This window comes from Streptomyces sp. A 4/2 (assembly GCF_940670765.1).
Taxonomy (GTDB): Bacteria; Actinomycetota; Actinomycetes; order Streptomycetales; family Streptomycetaceae; genus Streptomyces.
Window position 1 is genome coordinate 64,734 of the sequence record NZ_CALNVW010000028.1, and the last position, 12,382, is coordinate 77,115.

Here is a 12,382-nt window from a genome sequence, read left to right on the forward strand (position 1 = left end):
GGACGAGATGAGACGTACTCCGAGAAGCGCACGGCACTTCGGTGCCACCCTGCTGGCTGCCGCGGGTCTGGTCATGGGTGTCGTGGCACTGCCGCCCACCGCGTCCGCCAGTCCTGCCGCTGCCGCGCCGACCCGGTACGAGGCCGAGTCCGCGGCCCTCTCCAAGGCCGCGGTCGAGTCCAACCACAAGAACTATTCGGGCACCGGCTTCGTCAACGGCAACAATGTCGCGGGCAGTTATGTGGAGTTCACCGTCGACGCGGCGGCTGCCGGGAACGCCACGGTCGCGGTCCGGTACTCGAACGGTACGACGGTGGACCGGCCCGGCGACATCGTGGTGAACGGCGCCGTGGTCGCCGCGGCGCACACCTTCGGCTCGACCACCGACTGGGACACCTGGGCCACCGCCTCGGTGACCGTGCCCGTCACCGCGGGCAGCAACAAGATCCGGCTCACCTCCACCACCGCCAACGGACTCCCCAACCTCGACTACATCGACGTCACCTCCGCGGGCGGTGACACCCAGGCGCCCGGCGCACCGGCGACGCTCACCTGCTCGGCGGTGACCGACACCTCGCTCACCCTGAACTGGGCGGCGTCGACCGACAACACCGGTGTCTCGATGTACGACATCTACGAGCACGGCAACAAGATCAGCGAGGTGGCGGGCAACCTCACCACCCGGACGCTCACCGGGCTGACCGCCGGCACGACGTACAACCTCACGGTGTTCGCGCGGGACGCGGCGGGCAATGTCTCGTCGGCCAGTCCGGTCGCGAACTGCACCACCGCCCCCAGCTCGGACACCACCCCGCCGTCGAAGCCCGGCACTCTCTCGTACAGCGGTCTCACGGCCGACGGCGTCACCCTGAAATGGGGTGCTTCCACGGACGACAAGGGCGTCACCGCCTACGAGATCCGCAGCGGCTCCAACGTCTACGCCACGGTGAAGGGCGACCCGCCGGCCACCACGGCCACGGTGAGCGGGCTCGCGTGCAGCAGCCCGTACACCCTGGACGTCGTCGCCAAGGACGCGGGCGGCAACGCGTCGGCGGCGAGCAACGCGGTCACCTTCACCACTCCGGCCTGCGCCACCGACGGCGGGGTCCCGTCCGCGATCTCCACGCTCTCCAGCAACTGGACGATCCCGTGGGGCACTTACTGGATGCCCGACGGCAAGACCGCGCTGATCACCGAGCGGGACAGCTTCAAGGTCTTCAGGACGACCCCCACCGGCACGCAGACCCAGGTCGGCACCGTGCCCAACGTGGTCACGACCAACGGAGAGGGCGGTCTGCTCGGCGTCGCCGTCGATCCGAAGTGGTCGGCCAACCACTACGTCTACTTCATGCACACCGCCTCCGAGGGCAACCGGATCGTGCGGATGACGTACGACGGCAGCTCGCTCACCGACTACAAGATCCTGCTCCAGGGAATCAAGAAGAACAGGTACCACAACGGCGGACGGCTGGCCTTCGGCCCCGACGGATATCTGTACGCCTCGACCGGTGAGGCACAGACACCCGACCTGGCCCAGGACAAGACCTCCCTCAACGGCAAGATCCTCCGGCTGACGACGGACGGCAAGGCGGCGCCGGGCAACCCGTTCGGCAACTACGTCTACAGCTACGGACACCGCAACCCGCAGGGGCTGGCCTTCGACCGCAAGGGGCGGCTGTGGGAAGCCGAGTTCGGCAACAGCTCCAAGGACGAACTCAACCTGATCAAGCCGGGCGCCGACTACGGCTGGCCGACCTGTGAAGGCACCTGCAGTGTCTCCGGAATGACCAACCCCAAGGCGACCTGGGGCGTCTCCGAGGCCTCACCCAGCGGTATCGCGATCGTCAGGAACGTCATCTACATGGCGGCTCTCAAGGGGGAGCGGCTGTGGCGGATCCCCATCACCGGGGACACCGAGAACGTGGGCACCCCGACGGCGTACTACGTCGGGTCCTACGGGCGGCTCCGCACGGTCACCAAGGTGCCGGGCTCGGACGAACTGTGGCTGTCCACCACCAACTGTGACAACAACGGAGGCGCGGCGGCAGGCTCGGACAAGATCTTCAAGGTCTCGATCAGCTAGACCGACCTGGTTGCCGCGCGCGCCGGAGGCCGTGGCCGGGGGCTCGAATCCCCCGGCCACGGCCCCGGTTGCGGCCAGGCAGATCTGGCACGGAGCGGACTCAGCGGTAGAGCGCTTCGACCTCTTCGCCGTACGCCGTCTCGATCGCCTTGCGCTTCAGCTTCAGTGACGGGGTGAGCAGGCCCTGTTCCTCGGAGAACTGATGGGCGAGGATCCGGAATGTACGGATCGACTCGGCCTGCGAGACCAGGGTGTTCGCGGCCACCACCGCCCGCCGGACCTCCGTCTCCAGATCCGGGTCGCGTACCAGCGCGGCCGGGGCCATCGACGCTTTGCCGTGCAGGGCGAGCCAGTGCTCCACGGCTTCCTGGTCGAGCGTGACGAGCGCCGCGATGTACGGCCGGTCGTTGCCGACGACCAGACACTGCGCGACCAGCGGGTGGGCCCGTACCCGCTCCTCCAGCCCCGCGGGCGAGACGCTCTTGCCGCCGGACGTCACCAGGATCTCCTTCTTGCGCCCGGTGATGGTGAGATAGCCGTCCTCGTCGAGCGACCCCAGATCGCCGGTGGCCAGCCAGCCCTCGTCGAGTACGGCATCGGTGGCCTGGGGGGAGTTCAGATACCCGGAGAACAGATTGGCCCCGCGCACCCACACCTCGCCGTCGTCGGCGATGTGCACGCCGGTGCCCGGGATCGGCTGGCCGACCGTGCCGTAGCGGGTGCGCTCGGGAGGGTTGGCGGTGGCAGCGGCCGTCGTCTCGGTGAGTCCGTACCCCTCGTAGATCGAGACGCCCGCGCCGTCGTAGAAGAGCCCCAGCCGGCGGTCCATCCCGGAGCCGCCGGACATCGCGTGCCGCACCCGGCCGCCCATCGCCTCGCGGACCTTCGCGTACACGACCTTCTCGAAGAACTGGTGCTGCATCCGCAGCCCGGCGGACGGCCCCGGGCCCAGACCGAACGCCTTGTGCTCCAGGGCCTCGGCGTAGCGCACCGCCACTTCCACGGCCTTGTCGAAAGGGCCCGTCCTCCCCTCGGTCTCGGCCTTGCGCCGTGCGGCGTGGAAGACCTTCTCGAAGATGTACGGCACAGCCAGGATGAACGTCGGCCGGAAGGCCACCAGATCGGGCAGCAGGGCGCGCGCCGAGAGCTCGGGCTGGTGGCCCATCTTCACCCGGCCGCGAACCGCCGCGACCTCGACCATCCGCCCGAAGACGTGCGCGAGAGGCAGGAAGAGCAGGGTCGAGGAGGTGTCGCCGCGCCTGGAGTGGAACACCGGCTCCCAGCGGGTGACCATCGTGTCGGCCTCGAACATCAGACTGGCGTGGGTGATCACACACCCCTTGGGGCGGCCCGTGGTCCCGGAGGTGTAGATGACGGTGGCGACGGACTCGGGGGTCACGGCCCGACGGTGGCGGTGCACCACCTCGTCGTCGATGTGCGCGCCCGCCGCGAACAGCTCGTCGAGGACTCCCGCGTCCAGCTGCCACAGCCGGTGCAGGCTGGGCAGCCGGTCAATCACGGAGCCGATGGTCATCGCGTGGTCCTCGTTCTCGACCATGCAGGCGGTGACCTCGGAGTCGTACAGCATCCAGAAGACCTGCTCGGCGGAGGACGTGGGGTAGACCGGCACGGGCTGTGCCCCGACGGTCCACAGCGCGAAGTCGAAGAGGGTCCATTCGTAGCGGGTGCGGCACATGATCGCCACGCGGTCGCCGAACCGCACCCCGTCGGCGAGCAGCCCCTTGGCGAGGGCGAGGACCTGGTCCCGGAACTCGCCGGACGACATGTCGTACCAGTGCCCGTCCTGCTTCCGGCCGAGGGCGGGCCGGTGGGGGTCGTCCTCGGCGTGCTCGAACACGACGTCCGCCAGTCCGCCGACCTGGGGCGCCGTCACCATGGGTGGGACAGTGAACTCGCGCAAAATGACCTGCTCCTATGTGACGCTCCGCACAGCGCCGTGACGGTACCCCAACGCGAGGTCCGGCGACACAGAGCCCAGGGGCCCGCAGTTGTAGGGAAATGACAGGGCTCAGCGGTAGCGCGGCAGGTGAAATGTACCCACATGGGGAAGCGTCGGGCACCCCCCTGACTGAACGGTAAGTTCCGGGTGGTGGAATCTCCACTGAATCTGTACCCAGCAGTCACGGTGGACCCGCAACCCTTGTGACCTGGGGGTCATGTGACGTCGACGCCCGGTGATGCCGGTGTGATGCCGGTGCGGGTGGGCGCCGCAGAAGTCGCCCGCCGCTCAGACCCGATGGTGCAGCCGGTCCGCGCCGGCCAGGATCGCCGACGCCAGCGCGTCGGCGGCCTCCTGGGCCCGCCCGCCCGCCGGGCCGTGCAGCAGCACGAAGTCCACGTCCCCGAGATCGGGCAGCCCGGCCCGCGCCGGCAGCTGGGTGAGACCCGGCGGAATCAGGCCGCGGGTGTGCGCCATCACGCCGAGACCCGCGCGGGCCGCCGCGATCAGCCCGCTCAGACTGGTGCTCGTGCAGGCGATGCGCCAGGGCCGGCCGTGTTCCTCCAGTACCTCCAGGGCGCGGGCCCGGGTGATGGCCGGCGGCGGGAAGAGGATCAGCGGGAGCGGGCGCTCCGGGTCGATCCGCAGCCGGGGCGCGCCGATCCAGTTGAGAGCGGAGCTCCAGACCAGTTCGCCGTGCCGGTGACCGCTGCGGCGCTTGGCGAGCACCAGGTCGTGCGCGCCGGCCGCGAGCTGCTCGTGCAGGATGCCGGAGAGCCCGACGGTCAGTTCCAGATCCACTTCCGGGTGCGCGGCTCGGAACGACTCCAGGATCTCCGGCAGCCGGGTCAGAACGAAGTCCTCCGACGCGCCGAACCGCAGCCGCCCGCGCGGCCGGCTCCCGGTGAAGAAGGCCGCCGCCCGCTCGTGGGCCTGGAGGATCGTACGGGCGAATCCGAGCATCGCCTCGCCGTCCTCGGTCAGTTCGACGCTGTGCGTGTCCCGGGTGAAGAGCGTGCGGCCCGTCGCGTCCTCCAGGCGGCGCACGTGCTGGCTGACCGTCGACTGGCGTACGCCGAGCCGGTGCGCGGCCTGGGTGAAACTCAGGGTCTGCGACACGGTGAGAAAGGTACGGAGCTGCGCCGGGTCGTACATGGGCCCGAGGTTATCGCGTGCCGTGATGTCAGTCAGAGTGGTATGCAGGATTCCCGATCATGGGCATCGCGTGGACGATGGGGGCACGAACCGGTCACAGAGAGCAAGTGGAGCACATGAGCCGCCGCACGCTGCAGCTTCCGTCCTGGCTGCCGATCGATCCGTACATCCTGGCGCTGATCGGCACGGTCGCCCTGGCGGCGCTGGTGCCGGCCCGCGGCACGGCAGCCGACGTGGCGGGGGGAGCGTCCACCGGTGCGGTGGCCCTGCTCTTCTTCCTCTACGGCGCCAGGCTCTCCACCAGCGAGACCGTCGAGGGGCTGAAACACTGGCGGCTCCATCTCACCGTGCTGGCCTGCACGTTCGTCGCCTTCCCGCTGCTGGGTCTGGCGGCCAGGGGACTCGTCCCGTTCGTCCTGACACCCCAGCTGTACAACGGTCTGCTCTTCCTCTGCCTGGTGCCCTCGACGATCCAGTCGTCGATCGCCTTCACGTCGATCGCCCGCGGCAATGTTCCGGCGGCGATCTGCGCGGGCTCGTTCTCCTCACTGGCGGGGATCATCGTCACCCCGGTCCTCGCGGCCCTGGTGCTCGGCAACAGCGGGGGCGGCTTCTCCGCCGACTCCCTGCTGAAGATCGTGCTCCAGCTGCTGGTGCCCTTCCTGGCCGGACAACTGCTGCGGCGCTGGGTGAGCGGCTTCCTGGTACGGAACAAGAAGGTCCTCGGTTACGTCGACCGCGGCTCGATCCTGCTGGTCGTCTACACCGCCTTCAGCGAGGGCATGGTGCGCGGTGTCTGGCACCAGATCAGCGTCGCCCGGCTGCTGGCGCTGCTCGCGGCCGAGGCGGTGCTGCTGGCCGCGATGCTCGCCCTGAGCTGGTACGGGGCCAAGCGGCTCGGATTCGGGCGCGGCGACCGGATCGCGATCCAGTTCGCCGGGTCGAAGAAGAGCCTGGCGGCCGGACTGCCCATGGCGAGTGTGCTGTTCGGGGCGCAGGCCTCACTGGCGGTGCTGCCGCTGATGCTCTTCCACCAGATGCAGCTGATGGTGTGCGCGGTGATCGCCAAACGGCGCTCGCGCGATCCGCTCACCGACGCGGACGGGGACGGAGTCGCGGACGACGGCGGGTCGGGCGGGACCTCGCCCGCCGCGGAGCCCGCCCTGCGGTGACCCCGGCACACTTCGCTGGTGGCTGGTGGCTGGTGGCCGGTGGCTGGTGGCTGGTGGCCGGTGGCCGTGCCGGTCAGGTGAGGTCAGGTGCGGCGCGGGGAGGCCAGCAGGTAGGGCGAGCCGGCCCGCCGGTCCGCGTGGGCCGAGGTCTGCCAGCCCGCCAGTTCCAGCACCTCGGCGTAGGCCGCCGGGTCGGGCCCGTCCACCCGGACCGCCTCCGGCTGCGCCGACTCGGTGACCAGGTACCCCCGGCAGCCCCCGGCCTCCAGCGCCAGCGCGGACGCCTGTGTCAGATGCGTGCGTTCCCAGTCGCACGGCCGCTGCGCCGATCCGTCCGGATCGGTGACCCGCCGCATGTCGAGCAGCCCGTCCCAGGCGCTGCGCACCTCCCGCTGCCGCGCGGAGTCGGCCGGGTCGCTCCCGGTTCCGGTGCGGGCGCTGAACACCCCGGGCGCCGGATCCGGGGGCGTCGTCGGTGCCGGTGGTGGCACCAACCGCAGGGGATCCGCGGCCAGTTGCTCCCGCACCCGCTGCCCGGCCGGTGTCAGATAGTGCCGGTGCGGGGGCCGCGGATGGCGCAGGGCCAGGCCCTGGGCGACCAGCGCGGCCAGCACCGTCGAGGGACCGTGGAGCAGGCCGGATTCCGCGTCTGCGGTGCGGATCGCCCGGCGCTGGGCTGCGGACGGCTGACGGGTCATGAGCCCGACCGTACTGCGCCGGCGCGGTGCGGGGACAGCCGTCGTCGTACGGCGAAACCCGCGGCACGGACCACGGCGGAGCCCGGCGCGTCAGATGCCGGACGGCAGCGCGACCCGCTCGGCGCCCGCGTACACGTTCATGGAGGAACCGCGGAGGAACCCGACCAGGGTGAGGCCGGTCTCAGCGGCCAGGTCGACGGCGAGCGAGGACGGTGCGGAGACCGCCGCGAGCACCGGGATGCCCGCCATCACCGCCTTCTGGGCCAGTTCGAAGGAGGCCCGGCCCGAGACCAGCAGGACGACCTGCGAGAGCGGGAGCCGGTCGTCCTGCAGCGCCCGGCCCACCAGCTTGTCCACCGCGTTGTGGCGGCCCACGTCCTCACGGACGTCGAGCAGTTCGCCCTCCGGCGTGAACAGCGCCGCCGCGTGCAGCCCCCCGGTCCGGTCGAACACCTGCTGGGCCGCCCGCAGCCGGTCGGGCAGGACGGCCAGCAGTTCCGGTGTGACGCGGACCGGGGGAGTGTCGGCGATCGGGAAGCGCGCGGTGGTCCGGACGGCGTCCAGGCTCGCCTTGCCGCAGAGCCCGCACGAGGACGTGGTGTAGACGTTGCGCTCCAGCGTGATGTCGGGCAGCTCGACGTCCGGGGCCAGCCGCACATCCACCACGTTGTACGTGTTCGAGCCGTCCGCCGTCGCCCCCGCGCAGTACACGATCGACTGCAGTTCGTCGGCCGAGCCCAGCACGCCCTCGCTGACCAGGAAGCCCGCCGCGAGCGCGAAGTCGTCGCCCGGGGTGCGCATGGTGATGGCGAGCGGCTTGCCGTTCAGCCGGATCTCCAGGGGCTCCTCGGCCACCAGGGTGTCGGGACGGGTCGTCACCGCTCCGTCCCTGATGCGGATGACCCGGCGGCGTTCGGTGACCCGTCCCATAGAAATCGGTCCCACTTCTCGATCAGTACTGCTGGACGTGCCCTCGACGGTCCCATTCTCCCGGACGTGGAGCGTGACGTTGCGGCCCGCCCCGTCGTGACGACTCGGTGCGTCGTAGGCACAGAACGTGGCCTCATGTGAAGCCTCCAACAGGAACGCCCGAATCTTGGTGCTTTACGTGCCGTCGTACCCATCAGTCGCTGACGAGACTGGAGGGCTCCTGACGTCAGCAGTAGAGGGGCCCCGGGCATGACCGGTACACGCATCGCCGCACTCGGCCATTACCAGCCTGCCAAGGTGCTCACCAACGACGATGTCGCCGCTCTCGTCGAGACCAGTGACGAATGGATCCGGACCCGGGTGGGCATCAAGACCCGCCACATCGCGGGTCCCGAGGAACCGGTCGACGAACTCGCCGCCCAGGCCGGAGCGAAGGCCCTGGCGTCGGCAGGCATCGCCCCCGCCGACATCGACCTCGTCCTCGTTGCCACCTCCACGGCCATCGACCGCTCGCCGAACATGGCGGCGCGGGTCGCCGCGAAGCTCGGGATGGGCTCGCCCGCCACGATGGACGTCAACGTCGTCTGCTCGGGCTTCACGCACGCCCTCGCCATCGCCGACCACGCCGTGCGCGCCGGATCCGCCGCACGCGCCCTGGTGATCGGCGCCGACAAGATGGCCGAGATCGCCGACTGGACCGACCGCTCCACCTGCGTCCTGGTGGGCGACGGGGCCGGCGCGGCCGTCGTCGAAGCGTGCGACGAGGACGGAATCGGTCCCGTGCTCTGGGGCTCGGTCCCGGAGATGGGCAACGCGGTGCGCATCGAGGGAACGCCCCCGCGCTTCGCCCAGGAGGGCCAGTCCGTCTACCGCTGGGCCACCACCCAGCTGCCGCCGATCGCGCGTCAGGTCTGCGAGAAGGCGGGCATCACCCCCGAGGACCTGGCCGCCGTCGTCCTGCACCAGGCGAATCTCCGGATCATCGAGCCCGTCGCCGCGAAGATCGGCGCCGTGAACGCGGTGATCGCCCGCGATGTGGTGGACTCCGGCAACACCTCCGCCGCCAGCATCCCGATGGCGCTCTCCAAGCTGGTGGAACGCCGGGAGATCCCCTCCGGCGCCCCGGTCCTGCTCTTCGGCTTCGGCGGCAACCTCTCGTACGCGGGACAGGTGGTCCGCTGTCCGTGACGGCCCGGCCGACCGTCCCGTCGGCTGCGCTGCCGAACGCCCGGCGTCCTCGGCTGCTCCTGGCGAATACCGGATGAGGTGTACGTCACTCAGTGGCGCGGTCCGGCCACGGCTCGTTGTGCTCGGTAGACTGTAGACGATAGGCAATTGCTCCGTGCCGATGCGCCGCTGCCCTCTCCGGAGGCCAGAAGGGGGACCGAGATGCTGTCCACAGGACTGCCGAAGGGGACCGTACCCAAGCTGGAGCGGCCGGGGCCGCTGCGTGAGCGGGTGTACGAGACGCTGCTCGAACTGATCACGACCCGGGCCCTGACACCGGGGCAGCATCTGGTCGAGAGTGAACTCGCGGGCCATCTCGGTGTCTCCCGGCAGCCGGTGCGAGAGGCCCTGCAGCGGCTCGACACCGAGGGGTGGGTCGATCTGCGGCCCGCGCAGGGCGCGTTCGTCCACGAACCCACCGAGCAGGAGGCGGACCAGCTGCTCTCGGTGCGTACCCTCCTGGAGACGGAGGCCGCCCGGCTGGCCGCCGCCCACTCCGGGGCTGCGGGGATCGCCGCGCTGGAGCAGCTGTGTGCCAAGGGTGAGCAGGCCGTCGCGGACGACGACGTGGAGCTGGCGGTGGCGACCAATGACGCGTTCCATGCCAAAGTCATCGAACTGTCGGGCAATGTGGTCCTGGCCGAACTGGCCGGGCAGGTGGACCGCCGGGTCCGCTGGTACCACCGGCCCGTCGCCCGGCAGCGCGGCAAGCAGTCCTGGATCGAGCACCGGGAACTGATCGCGGCGATCTCCGCGCGGGACGAGAACGCCGCGACGGCGGTCATGCGGGCGCACACGGAGCACACCCGTACGACCTACCACCAGCGCGAGCGGAACTGACGGACCGGGTCCGCCGGGTGCCCCGGGCTCATCCGGCGAAGTCCGGCCGGGCAGGTGCTAGCGGAAGGCGTCCGCGTGCGCCACGGCCCACTGCCGGAAGGTGCGCGGTTCGCTCCCCGTGAGGTCCCGCACCGTCGGCAGCACCGGTGACTCGTCGAGCGTGCCGTCGGCGTAGAAGCTGAAGAACGCGTCGACGTACTCCTGCGGCATCTGCGCCGACATCTCCGCCCTGGCCTCGTCGTCGGAGAAGCCGTCGAACCGCAGCTCGCGGCCGAGGACTTCACCGAGGACGCGGATCCGGTCCCCGGGGAGCAGCGACTCCGGTCCGGAGAGCGCGTAGGCCTGTCCCTCGTGGTCGCCGGATGTCAGCGCGAGGGCGGCCACCGCGGCGATGTCGTACGGGTCGATGTTCGCGACCCGCACCTTGCCGAACGCGTCCCGCACCGTGTCGCCGTCGCGCAACTGCGGGCGCCAGCGCAGGGTGTTGGACATGAAGCCGACGGGGCGCAGGAAGGTCCAGGGCAGGCCCGACTCCCGTACCTCGACCTCCGACTCGATCATGTAGCGGGCGACGGCGTTGGACAGATCGCCGCCCGGAACCGAACTGCTGGAGAGCAGCACCACCCGCTCCACACCCGCTTCGCGGATCCGCCCCAGGGTCTCCGGCATGTTGTCGTAGCCGGGCAGCAGGAACACCGCGCGCACCCCGTCGAGCTGGGACGCCACACTGAGCGGGTCGTTGAGATCGCCCGCGGTGGAGCGGCTGAACTCCCGTACCTTCTCGCCCGAAGCGGTGAGCCGGCGGACCAGCTCGGAGCCGACATTGCCGGTGGCTCCGGTGACCAGAATCATGAGGTTTCCCCTCGGTCGTCGTACAGGACCGCCATCGTCCTTCACGCGCGGCCCTCCCCACCACTTCGACCGGTCGGGGCACTCGCTGCGTGAGCCTTTGTCCTCGATGGGGAGAAAGTGGGAGGCGATTCCTGCGCAACTTCTTCCCACTCGGGGAAAGCGCTGCTACGTTCCCACTCGAAAGCCCGTAGGACACACGGCCGATGAGGCGGGAGGGGCAAGTGAGGCGCATGACTGCACGACCCGCCAACACGCATCAGGCACGACTGCTGCGGCTGTTGCGAGACGGGGGCCCCAACTCCCGTGCCCAGCTGGGTGACCAGGTGGACCTCTCGCGCTCCAAGCTCGCCGTGGAGGTCGACCGGCTCCTGGAGACGGGCCTGGTCGTCGCGGACGGGCTCGCCGCCTCGCGCGGTGGCCGCCGCTCGCACAACATCCGGCTGGCACCGGCGCTGCGTTTCCTCGGCGTCGACATCGGCGCGACCTCGGTCGATGTGGCCGTCACCAACGCGGAACTGGAGGTGCTCGGCCATCTCAACCAGCCCATGGACGTCCGGGAAGGCCCGGTCGCCGTCTTCGAGCAGGTCCTCGCGATGGCCGCCAAACTGCGGGCGTCGGGGCTGGCCGAGGGGTTCGACGGCGCCGGTATCGGGGTCCCCGGACCGGTTCGCTTCCCCGAGGGCGTACCGGTCGCCCCGCCCATCATGCCCGGCTGGGACGGCTTCCCCGTACGCGAGGCCCTCAGTCAGGAACTGGGCTGCCCGGTCATGGTCGACAACGATGTGAACCTGATGGCGATGGGGGAGCAGCACGCGGGCGTGGCACGCTCGGTGGGCGACTTCCTCTGCGTCAAGATCGGCACGGGTATCGGCTGCGGGATCGTCGTCGGCGGCGAGGTCCACCGCGGTGTGACGGGCAGTGCGGGCGACATCGGGCACATCCAGGTCGAGCCCGACGGGCGCCCCTGCGCCTGTGGCAACAGGGGCTGTCTGGAAGCCCACTTCAGCGGCTCCGCGCTCGCGCGGGACGCCGAGGACGCGGCGCGCGCCGGACTGTCCAGCGAACTCGCGAGGCGGCTCGACGCCTCCGGACGGCTGACCGCGGCGGATGTCGCGGCTGCCGCGTCAGCGGGGGACGCCACCTCGCTCGACCTCATCCGGGAGGGCGGCAACCGGGTCGGCCAGGTCATTGCGGGCCTCGTCAGCTTCTTCAACCCGGGTCTGGTGGTGATCGGCGGCGGGGTGACCGGCCTCGGCCACACCCTGCTCGCCAGCGTACGGACCCAGGTCTACCGCCGGTCGCTGCCGCTGGCCACCGGCAATCTGCCCATTGTGCTCGGGGAGTTGGGCCCGGCTGCCGGAGTGATCGGCGCGGCCCGCCTGATCAGCGACCACCTGTTCTCACCGGCCTGACCGCCGGGACGCACCACCGGCACGATCGGCACCACCGGCACGATTGCGCAGCC

General features: G+C 70.5%; 10 protein-coding genes. 5 read left to right on the forward strand and 5 right to left on the reverse strand.

Translation table 11 applies throughout. The annotated features are described in order from the left end of the window. The first annotated feature begins 7 nt into the window (after positions 1-7). On the forward strand, positions 8-2,083 hold the full coding sequence (locus NBY69_RS21305) for a PQQ-dependent sugar dehydrogenase (RefSeq protein ID WP_250302698.1): 2,076 nt from the start codon (positions 8-10) through the stop codon (positions 2,081-2,083). 100 nt (positions 2,084-2,183) lie between these two features. Here the strand turns inward: NBY69_RS21305 and NBY69_RS21310 are convergent, their stop codons facing one another. Further along, positions 2,184-3,980 carry a long-chain fatty acid--CoA ligase gene (locus NBY69_RS21310; RefSeq protein WP_250302699.1) on the reverse strand — a complete coding sequence of 599 codons (1,797 nt, stop codon included), beginning with the start codon at positions 3,978-3,980 and terminating at the stop codon, positions 2,184-2,186. Positions 3,981-4,331: 351 nt separating this feature from the next. Continuing rightward, on the reverse strand, positions 4,332-5,198 hold the full coding sequence (locus tag NBY69_RS21315) for a LysR substrate-binding domain-containing protein (protein ID WP_250302701.1): 867 nt from the start codon (positions 5,196-5,198) through the stop codon (positions 4,332-4,334). 116 nt (positions 5,199-5,314) lie between these two features. On the opposite strand from NBY69_RS21315, the gene NBY69_RS21320 reads away from it, so the two are divergent. Then, on the forward strand, positions 5,315-6,370 hold the full coding sequence (locus NBY69_RS21320; protein ID WP_250302703.1) for a bile acid:sodium symporter family protein: 1,056 nt from the start codon (positions 5,315-5,317) through the stop codon (positions 6,368-6,370). Positions 6,371-6,453: 83 nt separating this feature from the next. Here NBY69_RS21320 and NBY69_RS21325 read toward each other — a convergent pair whose 3' ends face one another. Next, on the reverse strand, positions 6,454-7,068 hold the full coding sequence (locus tag NBY69_RS21325) for a hypothetical protein (protein ID WP_250302705.1): 615 nt from the start codon (positions 7,066-7,068) through the stop codon (positions 6,454-6,456). Positions 7,069-7,158: 90 nt separating this feature from the next. Further along, positions 7,159-7,998, reverse strand: coding sequence for a formate dehydrogenase accessory sulfurtransferase FdhD (gene fdhD, locus NBY69_RS21330; RefSeq protein WP_250302746.1), 840 nt, complete (start codon positions 7,996-7,998; stop codon positions 7,159-7,161). A gap of 249 nt (positions 7,999-8,247) precedes the next feature. Here fdhD and NBY69_RS21335 point away from each other — a divergent pair, with 249 nt between their 5' ends. After that, positions 8,248-9,186, forward strand: a complete 939-nt coding sequence (locus tag NBY69_RS21335; RefSeq protein ID WP_250302708.1) for a beta-ketoacyl-ACP synthase III — start codon at positions 8,248-8,250, stop codon at positions 9,184-9,186. A gap of 201 nt (positions 9,187-9,387) precedes the next feature. Continuing rightward, a complete protein-coding gene (locus NBY69_RS21340; RefSeq protein ID WP_250302709.1) occupies positions 9,388-10,065 on the forward strand; it encodes a GntR family transcriptional regulator in 678 nt (225 codons plus the stop codon). A gap of 57 nt (positions 10,066-10,122) precedes the next feature. Here NBY69_RS21340 and NBY69_RS21345 read toward each other — a convergent pair whose 3' ends face one another. Next, positions 10,123-10,917, reverse strand: a complete 795-nt coding sequence (locus NBY69_RS21345; protein ID WP_250302710.1) for an NAD(P)H-binding protein — start codon at positions 10,915-10,917, stop codon at positions 10,123-10,125. A gap of 230 nt (positions 10,918-11,147) precedes the next feature. On the opposite strand from NBY69_RS21345, the gene NBY69_RS21350 reads away from it, so the two are divergent. Continuing rightward, on the forward strand, positions 11,148-12,329 hold the full coding sequence (locus tag NBY69_RS21350; RefSeq protein ID WP_250302711.1) for an ROK family transcriptional regulator: 1,182 nt from the start codon (positions 11,148-11,150) through the stop codon (positions 12,327-12,329). Positions 12,330-12,382: the final 53 nt, after the last annotated feature.

Bases quoted from the DNA above. Each gene is read 5' to 3' on its own strand.
- NBY69_RS21320 (WP_250302703.1), top strand. From the start codon at position 5,315: ATGAGCCGCCGCACGCTGCAGCTTCCGTCCTGGCTGCCGATCGATCCG.
- fdhD (WP_250302746.1), bottom strand. From the start codon at position 7,998: ATGGGACGGGTCACCGAACGCCGCCGGGTCATCCGCATCAGGGACGGA.
- NBY69_RS21315 (WP_250302701.1), bottom strand. From the start codon at position 5,198: ATGTACGACCCGGCGCAGCTCCGTACCTTTCTCACCGTGTCGCAGACC.
- NBY69_RS21310 (WP_250302699.1), bottom strand. From the start codon at position 3,980: ATGGTGACGGCGCCCCAGGTCGGCGGACTGGCGGACGTCGTGTTCGAG.
- NBY69_RS21325 (WP_250302705.1), bottom strand. From the start codon at position 7,068: ATGACCCGTCAGCCGTCCGCAGCCCAGCGCCGGGCGATCCGCACCGCA.
- NBY69_RS21305 (WP_250302698.1), top strand. From the start codon at position 8: ATGAGACGTACTCCGAGAAGCGCACGGCACTTCGGTGCCACCCTGCTG.
- NBY69_RS21340 (WP_250302709.1), top strand. From the start codon at position 9,388: ATGCTGTCCACAGGACTGCCGAAGGGGACCGTACCCAAGCTGGAGCGG.
- NBY69_RS21335 (WP_250302708.1), top strand. From the start codon at position 8,248: ATGACCGGTACACGCATCGCCGCACTCGGCCATTACCAGCCTGCCAAG.
- NBY69_RS21350 (WP_250302711.1), top strand. From the start codon at position 11,148: ATGACTGCACGACCCGCCAACACGCATCAGGCACGACTGCTGCGGCTG.
- NBY69_RS21345 (WP_250302710.1), bottom strand. From the start codon at position 10,917: ATGATTCTGGTCACCGGAGCCACCGGCAATGTCGGCTCCGAGCTGGTC.